Below are 10,035 nucleotides of genomic sequence, written 5' to 3'. Positions count from 1 at the left end.
AGATGTGTATAAGAGACAGCTACCATACAGTTCAGGTCCCTTCTGCAAGTTCACTAAAAAACCAGAAGTATATACTTACCAGAAAAGAAGAACTCGGAGTCGAAAAAGAAGAATTGAATACAATTCTCTCTTCAAGAGATTACTACTGCGATTCGTGTTATACGGTGGTGGTATGGGCCAGAAACGCTGAAAACCCTTATTCTCTTGAGGTTCTCGTAAATAAATTAAAAGAACCCGAGTTTGTTCTTTACCTTGGAAGGAAATCCTGTCCTCCCTCTTTGCCTTTTGAAGCAAAGGTTGTGAGTGGAGATAATCTGGAAGAAGTAATCAAAAAAGCTGAGTTCAAATGTCAGGAATTTCTTTCGTTTTTAAAAACTCCGAGTCAGGTGAGGCTTTATTGGGAAGGTGACGAAAGCGGTATGGAACCCTCGCATACGATTTCCCGCAAAGATTCTGTTCTCAGCCGCAAAAGATGGCAATTTGCCGATAGAAAAGAACACTACATGATGATGGAACTGGGGGAATGAAAATTGTACATGAGCAGAGCAAGCTTGAAGCCTGAAGCTGCAGCAAATAAGGATTTCTGGAAGCTTGCTATGGATTTAGGGGACAATTACAGGATTCACCGTGCCATATGGTCGCTGTTTGAGAAAGATCCGGACAAAAAGAGGGATTTTTTGTACAGGCAGGACGAAAAAGACGGCTTTCCTTCGTTTTATATTGTCTCGGAGCATGCACCTGAAAATCATTCGGATTTATGGAGCATCGAATCAAAAAAATACACTCCTTCTCTTTTTCCAGGGCAGAAACTTGTTTTTTCATTGCGTGCCAATCCTATTGTTACAAGATGGGATGAGGATGAAAATGGGAAACCTCATCAACATCGACATGATGTTGTGATGGACGCTAAGACCAGAATGGAAAAAGAAGGTATTCCAGAAAACAAGATACCTCAAGTTCCTGATATTGTCCAGGAAGAGGGTGTTGAATGGCTCCAGAAAAAAGGAGATCTCAATGGTTTTGAGGTTTCAGAAGGGCAGGTTATAGCCACAGGGTACTGTTGCAACAGGTTCTATAAGCCTAAAGGAAAGCACAGTGTAACTATAAGTACCATTGATTTTTCCGGAATATTAACTGTAACAGATCCTGAATCTTTAACCGATGCACTCTACAAGGGGATAGGTCCGGCAAAGAGCTTCGGATGCGGGTTGATGCTCGTCCGTTCTGCAAGATAAAAGTGGGTTGAAGGGGGATCACTGCCATGCTTCCGAAATTAAAACCGATTACGATAAAAGAGAGGTTTTCCTTACTGTTTCTGGAAAGGGGAGAACTTGATGTTATAGACGGAGCCTTTGTCCTGGTAGACAAAAACGGAGTACGAACCCAGATACCAGTTGGGGGAATTGCATGCCTGATGCTTGAACCGGGAAGCAGGGTCTCGCATGCAGCAGCAGTTCTTGCAGCTCAGGTCGGCTGCCTTCTGATCTGGGTTGGGGAAGCTGGGGTCAGACTTTATTCTGCCGGTCAGCCGGGTGGAGCAAGAGCAGATCGTTTGCTTTATCAGGCACAGCTTGCCCTGAATGACGAGGCACGAAGAAAAGTAGTCCGAAAAATGTATGAGATACGCTTCAATGAAATACTTTCGGAGGACTACAGCGTAGAACAAATGAGGGGAATTGAGGGATCAAGGGTAAGAAAACTTTATGAGATTCTGGCGGAGAGAGCAGGATTAAAATGGAACGGCCGCTACTATGATTATACGGACTGGGATGTCGGTGACCTGCAAAATAAATGTTTGAGTTCTGCTACTTCCTGTCTTTACGGAGTTACCGAAGCGGCAGTCCTTGCAGCGGGTTATTCACCAGCAATCGGATTCATCCATACAGGAAAGCCAAGGTCTTTTGTTTATGATGTTGCTGATCTTTTTAAGTTTGAGACCGTTGTGCCTTTAGCTTTTCAGGTGGCAGCCGGAAACCCTCCAAACCCTGAGAGAGCCGTAAGGATTGCTTGCAGGGATGTATTCAGGGAAACAAGGCTGCTGAAAAAAATAATCCCGGCTATAGAAGAGGTTTTAGCTGCTGGAGATATTCCTATTCCTGAAGAACCACCCGAATCACTCCCTCCTGCAATTCCAAATGAAAGGGGGCTTAATGATGCTGGTCATCGTCCTTGAAAACACAACTCCCAGACTGAGGGGGAGATTGACTCTCTGGCTTCTGGAAATCAGGGCTGGAGTATATGTAGGAGATTATTCTGTCAAGGTAAGGGATATGATCTGGGAAAATGTAGAAACCGAGTTCAATGACGGAAACATTGAAGGAAGCGCGATTATGATCTGGTCCGCAAGAAACGAAATTGGATTTGATTTCAAAGTACTCGGCGAAAGCCGCAGAATCCCAAGAGAAATGGATGGAATAAAGTTAATATCCTTCATGCCCGAAATTAAAACCGAAGAGTAGATAAATGGAGACATTATATTTTTAAAATGTTCTCTCTTTTATGCAGGATTTAATATGAAAAAATTTTTATATATTACCGGAAAAAGTTTTCCTATTGGTAATATAAAAGGCAAAGAGAGTTCCCCACAAGCGTGGGGATGAACCGGAAAACTTATCTGCTCAAGAGGCTGTGAAAAAGAGTTCCCCACAAGCGTGGGGATGAACCGGCCCGGATAAATACGGCAAAAGTACAATCTGCGAGTTCCCCACAAGCGTGGGGATGAACCGTCATTGATACACTTTGATACATTTTTGATGCCGAGTTCCCCACAAGCGTGGGGATGAACCGAGATCGTAATTCCAACCGATGGAGGGTTATTAGAGTTCCCCACAAGCGTGGGGATGAACCGGTTCCCCTGCGCTGTGCTCGCAGTGTGATCCCGAGTTCCCCACAAGCGTGGGGATGAACCGAATCTTTTCATACTCCAAAATACTCTCTTGTAGAGTTCCCCACAAGCGTGGGGATGAACCGATGCGATACTACAGCGCACGATGGCATTTATTGAGTTCCCCACAAGCGTGGGGATGAACCGTTATTACAGCAAAAGGGGCCGGTAGCTGGCCCGAGTTCCCCACAAGCGTGGGGATGAACCGGACGAGCTCAATATCATTAGAAACTGAACAAAGAGTTCCCCACAAGCGTGGGGATGAACCGGGTTATAGCGAGGGTAATAAAACTGGTCGCATGAGTTCCCCACAAGCGTGGGGATGAACCGCAGGAATCTCGATGGGGGAGGCTGGCGTTTCAGAGTTCCCCACAAGCGTGGGGATGAACCGACCTCCGGCAGAAGCTCGAATTTGAACCGGCTGAGTTCCCCACAAGCGTGGGGATGAACCGGATACCCATGATCCCAGAGGGCGCAGGAGTGAGAGTTCCCCACAAGCGTGGGGATGAACCGTTAAACCACAAATAGAGAATTCCGAAAAGCTGGAGTTCCCCACAAGCGTGGGGATGAACCGAATCAGGAAAGGAATTAAGGCCCCCCTCCAGCGAGTTCCCCACAAGCGTGGGGATGAACCGCTGCTTTTTCATTATTGTTTCCAAATGCACAAGAGTTCCCCACAAGCGTGGGGATGAACCGTAATGGTTTATTTTTAATATATCTATCATGATGAGTTCCCCACAAGCGTGGGGATGAACCGAACAGCTTCTCAAATGTTTAATGTTCCACTTGGAGTTCCCCACAAGCGTGGGGATGAACCGGTAGCACAGGGAACTTATATTGCAATTCCAACGAGTTCCCCACAAGCGTGGGGATGAACCGGTAATCAGGAGCGTTTCTAAGTTCCATCTTCAGAGTTCCCCACAAGCGTGGGGATGAACCCAGTGAAGCTGACAGGCTTAGGACTAATGCACAGAGTTCCCCACAAGCGTGGGGATGAACCGAGGGCAGGGTTTTTGATTCCGTGATTGTGTCGGAGTTCCCCACAAGCGTGGGGATGAACCGCATAAGGGGCAGCCCTGCAAGAAGTCCGTTTGGAGTTCCCCACAAGCGTGGGGATGAACCGCCTCAGGTTGTCAACGTCGATGATTTTCTCGAGAGTTCCCCACAAGCGTGGGGATGAACCGGGATCATAGATGAAGACGGGAATGTAATTAATGAGTTCCCCACAAGCGTGGGGATGAACCAGCAGATCCTCAGCCGTGAGCAGATATTACTATGAGTTCCCCACAAGCGTGGGGATGAACCGAAATCACAAATTATTTTAGAACACATAGATGTGAGTTCCCCACAAGCGTGGGGATGAACCGTTCAAAACCAGAATATGATGTGTTGTAGGGGGGAGTTCCCCACAAGCGTGGGGATGAACCGTCAATTTCAGGAGCCAGAAAATCAATAATTTCGAGTTCCCCACAAGCGTGGGGATGAACCGGAATACTTGAACCGGAAAAATAGAACAAAGATGAGTTCCCCACAAGCGTGGGGATGAACCGGAAATTTAAATTTAAATTTGCCCTCTGATACGGAGTTCCCCACAAGCGTGGGGATGAACCGGCCGGAGTCTTGTTTAATCCTATTTATGCCACGAGTTCCCCACAAGCGTGGGGATGAACCGTTATTGCGGGATAAGCGTCGCGGTTTCCATCGGAGTTCCCCACAAGCGTGGGGATGAACCGAAGGCATAGTCCACGAATATTATAACAACTGGGAGTTCCCCACAAGCGTGGGGATGAACCGACAGGACATTTTTTTAGATCCAATACAGGGTGGAGTTCCCCACAAGCGTGGGGATGAACCGGTGAATGTGCCTGAGGTTGTGTTCAGGGTTTCGAGTTCCCCACAAGCGTGGGGATGAACCGTCCGAGACACTCTCATAGATGCATTCTGTGAGGAGTTCCCCACAAGCGTGGGGATGAACCGCCGCATGAGGTTCCTAACTGGGTTTCGAATGCGAGTTCCCCACAAGCGTGGGGATGAACCGGTGCTTTGCGAACTTATCAAAGTCTATCAGGTGAGTTCCCCACAAGCGTGGGGATGAACCGGGGACCCCCACCAGAAGAAACAGAACCAGGGAGAGTTCCCCACAAGCGTGGGGATGAACCGGGGCATACCCTCTTTTTCCCGGAATTCTATATGAGTTCCCCACACACGTGGGGATGAACCGCTATAGAACCTTGATTGTAAACTATTATTCGCGAGCAAGATCCACTAAAACAGGATATGACAGGCTACAAGAAGGATATCAAGGCATCTTAATTTTGGTGAGGTCTTTTCTCACACGCCAACACTTAAAAATATTTAAATAACCAAACATCCTAAATTCTTAAAACATTACATAGAAAAAGAGCAGCTCACGGGAGGTAAAATACACATGGCTAACCTGTTTTTAGAGTGGCTAATGGAGTTTTTAAGCAACTTCTTTGGATTTTTAATGCCCTTTTTAATTCAATGATATCAAGAACATCATCAGGAATATGTATTTCATATTTCCTGATACTAAATTTTAAGAGAAATTCAGAGTTAAAACATTAATTAATCAAAAGGCCATTATTCGCGAGCAAGATCCACTAAAACAGGGATTGAGACATTCCATACTGCAACCTTAATCTCGCAACAAACGAAGTCGTTATCCATTCCTGACTATTTTTTATAATACAACAATGTTTTCATTTTTACTTGTTTTATTATTCTCCTTTTTTAAAAATATATTCTTTAATATGCGAAATATTTATTTATATTGATGTATTTCTTGTAGTAGGTAAATCAAGTTTACTTGATTTACCTGAAAAACGGCATTTTCCTCCATAATGTAAAGAGCTGATTCCAAAACCCAATAATTACTTCTTTGAACCTCGATTTGAAATAATCAATCGAGATTCTTATCAGGAAAGTAGTTCTGAAATTCTTATGGATAAAGGAACAAATTGGTTTTTGGATATGCTTGAAATCTTTAGAAAATAGTTTGCCATTTTAAACCTCCCTAAATCTGCAGTTTTCCAGGAGTAGTTTGCCATTGACACTCCTGATATCTGCAGTTTTCCGGGATCAATTTGTTCAAGAGCAAGATCTATCAGGAAAATGAAACATATTACTGAGAAACCGGCTGGCGCTGAAAGCTCGGATACAATTACAACCGAAGAGCTGACGCTTGTGAACAAACCCCTGCCTTTCACTTCTATACATAAAAAAAGTCTGGATATAAAAAGTAATACTGCTTGTAAAAAATAAAGCGTTTTTATTGTGCATTTTCAATGCTTCTTAATCGATTCCCGCTTTTTATGAGCTTATTCTGTAGTCACTCCGTCGAATTCCGCTTCATTGGCTTCGGCTTCTTCCTTCGTGGCGCGCACGATTCCGTCCTTGTGGTGCGCCGGGGAGTAGATCGTATAGAGCTTCAGGTCCTCAGTTGCCGAAGTGTTGATGACGTTGTGCTGTGCGCCGGCTGGCACAACAACTGCAACCCCGTCACTGAGTTCATGCTCGTTGCCGTCAATTATGCACTTTCCCTGCCCTTTCTCGAAACGGAAAAACTGGTCGTTTTCCTCATGGACTTCCATCCCGATTTCTTCCCCGGGCTTGAGGTTCATAAGTACCAGCTGGCTGTGCTTTGAGGTGTAGAGCACCTTGCGGAAATTGTTGTTTTCCAGAGTGGCTTTTTCGATATCAATAGAAAATCCTTTCATATTTTTAAATATATGCTTAATTGTATATAGAATTATTCGCGAGCAAGATCCCCTAAAACAAGGCTTGAAACAAAAAGAAAGGTTAATTGAAACCAAAAGAAAGGTTAATTGAAACAAAAAGAAAGGTTATTATGGATTCTTGCCTTTTGATTCGCAATCAAGATACATTAAAACAAGGTATATAAAAACAGTTCAATAATACACTTTAAGCGATATATATGGCCGGGAAGATCACCTACCTCGATGGGTTGCGAGGTATAGCTGCGGTTAATGTCATGATAATGCATTTCTTTGTCGCATTAGCCCCGGCGATGGTCTATGGTAATGAATTGCCTTCGCATTTCGGAAACCTTGACCGGCTTTTTTCGAGCACACCCTTAGGATTAATTGGCGCTGGCAACTTTTCAGTGTGCATCTTCTTCGTCCTGAGCGGCTACGTATTAACCCAAAAATATTTTAAAACGAAGGAAAACGGCGTAATTATAAGCAGCGCAGTGCGCCGATATCTCAGATTGTTTATTCCGGTATTTGCAGTAGTAATGCTCTCGTACTTACTGGCATCAGCCGGATTATACCGTTATTATCTCGAAACGATGGTAATTTCCGCAGGCAGCAATTACCGCGACTACTGGAACTTTACGCCAGGCATCGTCGATGCGGTTAAACAGGCTGTGTGGGGGTCGTTTTTTGTAGGCGGCAAGACCTCCTACAACCCGGTTTTATGGACCATGAAAATTGAATTTTTTGGGTCGATGCTCGTTTTCGCAATGGCATTACTGTTCGGGTCGATACGCAACCGCTGGACATTCTATCTTGCCGCAGCCGTGCTTTTCTTAAACTCTTATTATCTGGCTTTTATAATAGGAATGGTGTTCGCCGACACGTTCAACAATGAGACCCCGGTATTTAAAACAGGTAATAAAATAATACTATCTATTATACTGGTTTCGGGGTTGTTTCTCGGGTCGTACCCTATAAGCCCTGTGACAAACGGTTCTTTATACGGTTTTCTCAATACCGGTTTCTTCCAAACCCCAAAGGTGACCTATCATATTCTAGGCGCCGGCATGATAATGTATGTCTTATTGAACAGCCGACGGTTGCAAAACTTTTTTTCGTCTCCCGTGCCGGTTTTCCTCGGAAAAATCTCCTACTCTCTGTACCTGGTACATTTCCTGGTGATAAGCAGTTTCACCTGTGCAATGTTCCTCGTCCTGTACCCGGTATTGCCATATGGCGCAGCTGTTTTAATTTCATGCATCCTGTCGTTATTTTTAATAATTCCGTTGAGCTATCTATTTTATAAGTACGTCGACACGGCGGGTGTGGAATTATCGAAGCTCTTTTACAATTGGCTGGTTAATTCTTGCGGACGCGGCGGGGCCGGACACATAAAGCAGAAACATCTTTCAAGCGCTATTTTTACAATATATAATAAATTATTCAAATAATTCAAATTATTTTTTCTATTCGCGAGCAAGATCCACTAAATCCGGGATTGAAACGAAAATACCTATAAGTATTGATACTAATAACTAAATTTATTGACTAATAAACAAATCCATTATTCAAAAGCAAGATCCGCTAAAATAAGGATCTGAACTTCTTGTTATGGTATAAACGGTCTTTTTTATATTTCTGTAGGGAGGGGCAAAATTTGGATCAACTACTAATTACAAAGACAGTTCGAAGATTTAGTGATTTGATCGAGAGGAATAAAGATAGTCGGGCTTATTCAGATTTTAAAGAAGGAATAAATGAAGGTTTAGAGATAGCCAAAGATACTTTTGAGGAAAACGTGGGAGTATTTATTTCACTCGTTTCAGAGGAAGATCCAGCTGTAAAGATACAGAGGCTGCAGGAAAGATTTAACCTGATGATAGACACGATTGCAGTTAAAGAAAAACCAAATTATTCTCAGGACCATTTAGATGGAATCTATGAAGGGTTTGAAAGATCCAAAAAATTATTTGGAGGATGTGTAAAAGAATACTATAAACCCTGATCTACCCTGATTTCAAGCTATAAGGACTCTTATTTTTTATTAGGATTCAGTTTTGGTCCGGATTATTCGATTTTAATATACCTCTGACGGATAATTATATGTACTATTCGAAAACAAGAGGCATTAAAGCATAATTGAAACTTTTTGATCAGATATGTTGCTTTATTCCTCTAAATAAAACTGTAGCAAGACCCGCTAAAAAACGGATTGAAACTGTACTGCCGGAGGATAATGACGTTTTTCGGAGATTTTTATTCGACAGCCGGATCAATTAAGCAGGGATTTGGACTCTCGTTGCCTGCCCGGATGCATGGTGCGGAAATGTATTATCAAAATTGTAAACATACTTGTAAACTGAGTGTTTATGCAGAGCTTGGTTTACCTATTCTGGAGTCTTGAAAGACGGGGATATAGATGGCGCCAATTGAAACAACGGAAAGGCTGGGGCGCAGCCTGGGTTTTTTCTCAACTTTTGCAATAGCCACCGGAACAATGATAGGGGCAGGAATATTCATTCTTCCCGGAATAGCCGTAGCAAATGCAGGTTCAGGAGCAATTATCTCATTCTTGCTGGGCGGGCTCATTTCAATAGCTACAGCAATCAGCATGTCAGAGCTGGCAACAGGCATGCCTGTGGCAGGCGGCAGCTATTACTATATCAGCAGGACAATGGGAGCCGCATTTGGCGCAGTAATCGGGCTCGGCTCCTGGCTGGCACTGGTATTCAAAGGCACGTTTGCACTCATAGGGCTTGCAGAATATTCTCAGGTCTTTTACCCTATGCCGCTCTATTTAGTCGCAGCTGTTACAGGAGTGCTTCTGTTAGTAATTAATTACCGCGGTGCAAAAAGTAGTGGTTCCCTGCAGAATTTTATTGTTGTTATTTTACTGGTAATACTGGTTCTATTCATAGGAAAAGTATCTTTTCTGGTCAAGCCGGATAATTTTGTCCCGGTAGCCCCGCATGGGATAATGTCGATATTCACTACAACAGGGATTATTTTCATATCCTACCTGGGACTAGCAGAAGCCGCCGCGGTCTCCGAGGAAGTTAAAAACCCATCAAAGAACTTACCGAGGGCGTTTATCGCTTCAGCGGTTGTAGTAACTCTCTTTTATGTCGGTATAATGGCAGTAACTGTAGGATTTTCAGGTCCTGAAGGAGCAGTAACAACGGTCACTCCGCTGGCGGATATCGCAGGCCTGATTTCAGGAAACACCGGGAAATTCTTCATTGCTTTTGCTGCCCTGCTTGCAACGCTTTCCACAGCCAACGGTGCCATACTGTCATCTTCCAGGTTTCCTTTTGCAATGAGCAGAGATGCGCTGATGCCAGAATGGTTTGTCATGATCCATAAAAAGTATGAGACTCCTCACAATGCTATACCTGTCTCTTATACACATCT

Annotated in this window: 9 protein-coding genes and 1 CRISPR repeat array; of the genes, 7 read left to right on the top strand and 2 right to left on the bottom strand. The window is 43.8% G+C overall.

Annotated features, from left to right (window positions below):
- The 4 genes from cas5e to cas2e all read left to right on the top strand — a co-directional run.
- On the top strand, positions 1 to 527 hold a 527-nt coding region (cas5e, locus tag EO95_RS07735; protein ID WP_048133649.1), incomplete at its 5' end, for a type I-E CRISPR-associated protein Cas5/CasD.
- Positions 528 to 536: 9 nt separating this feature from the next.
- Entirely contained in the window at positions 537 to 1,235 is a 699-nt protein-coding gene (gene cas6e, locus EO95_RS07730; protein ID WP_048133648.1) for a type I-E CRISPR-associated protein Cas6/Cse3/CasE, read from the top strand.
- A gap of 26 nt (positions 1,236 to 1,261) precedes the next feature.
- Positions 1,262 to 2,173: a type I-E CRISPR-associated endonuclease Cas1e gene (gene cas1e / locus EO95_RS07725; RefSeq protein ID WP_048133647.1), complete on the top strand. Its 912-nt coding sequence runs from the start codon at positions 1,262 to 1,264 to the stop codon at positions 2,171 to 2,173.
- Positions 2,151 to 2,459: a type I-E CRISPR-associated endoribonuclease Cas2e gene (gene cas2e / locus EO95_RS07720; RefSeq protein WP_235282910.1), complete on the top strand. Its 309-nt coding sequence runs from the start codon at positions 2,151 to 2,153 to the stop codon at positions 2,457 to 2,459. The genes cas1e and cas2e overlap by 23 nt, the downstream gene beginning before the upstream one ends.
- 116 nt (positions 2,460 to 2,575) lie before the next feature.
- Positions 2,576 to 5,105: a CRISPR direct-repeat array (repeat unit 29 nt; unit sequence GAGTTCCCCACAAGCGTGGGGATGAACCG).
- 718 nt (positions 5,106 to 5,823) lie between these two features.
- Here cas2e and EO95_RS07715 read toward each other — a convergent pair.
- Positions 5,824 to 6,114: a hypothetical protein gene (locus tag EO95_RS07715; protein WP_156164013.1), complete on the bottom strand. Its 291-nt coding sequence runs from the start codon at positions 6,112 to 6,114 to the stop codon at positions 5,824 to 5,826.
- A 111-nt stretch (positions 6,115 to 6,225) separates the two neighbouring features.
- Positions 6,226 to 6,624, bottom strand: coding sequence for a cupin domain-containing protein (locus EO95_RS07710; protein WP_048133644.1), 399 nt, complete (start codon positions 6,622 to 6,624; stop codon positions 6,226 to 6,228).
- A 218-nt stretch (positions 6,625 to 6,842) separates the two neighbouring features.
- Here EO95_RS07710 and EO95_RS07705 point away from each other — a divergent pair, with 218 nt between their 5' ends.
- The 3 genes from EO95_RS07705 to EO95_RS07695 form a co-directional block, all read left to right on the top strand.
- Complete coding sequence (locus EO95_RS07705; RefSeq protein ID WP_048133643.1) at positions 6,843 to 8,075, top strand: acyltransferase; 1,233 nt, start codon at positions 6,843 to 6,845, stop codon at positions 8,073 to 8,075.
- Between the two features lie 206 nt (positions 8,076 to 8,281).
- Positions 8,282 to 8,629 (top strand): hypothetical protein, encoded by a 348-nt coding sequence (locus EO95_RS07700; RefSeq protein WP_048133642.1) that lies wholly within the window; start codon positions 8,282 to 8,284, stop codon positions 8,627 to 8,629.
- Between the two features lie 414 nt (positions 8,630 to 9,043).
- Positions 9,044 to 10,035 (top strand): APC family permease (locus EO95_RS07695; RefSeq protein ID WP_048133641.1); only part of this gene is annotated, 992 nt, incomplete at its 3' end.

Source organism: Methanosarcina sp. 1.H.T.1A.1 (assembly GCF_000979295.1).
Taxonomy (GTDB): Archaea; Halobacteriota; Methanosarcinia; order Methanosarcinales; family Methanosarcinaceae; genus Methanosarcina.
This window is presented reverse-complemented; position numbering and strand designations above follow the sequence as displayed.

What these genes read in the sequence shown, in the direction of transcription:
- cas6e (WP_048133648.1), top strand. Translation starts at nt 537, where the DNA reads ATGAGCAGAGCAAGCTTGAAGCCTGAAGCTGCAGCAAATAAGGATTTC.
- cas1e (WP_048133647.1), top strand. Translation starts at nt 1,262, where the DNA reads ATGCTTCCGAAATTAAAACCGATTACGATAAAAGAGAGGTTTTCCTTA.
- cas2e (WP_235282910.1), top strand. Translation starts at nt 2,151, where the DNA reads ATGATGCTGGTCATCGTCCTTGAAAACACAACTCCCAGACTGAGGGGG.
- EO95_RS07710 (WP_048133644.1), bottom strand. Translation starts at nt 6,624, where the DNA reads ATGAAAGGATTTTCTATTGATATCGAAAAAGCCACTCTGGAAAACAAC.
- EO95_RS07705 (WP_048133643.1), top strand. Translation starts at nt 6,843, where the DNA reads ATGGCCGGGAAGATCACCTACCTCGATGGGTTGCGAGGTATAGCTGCG.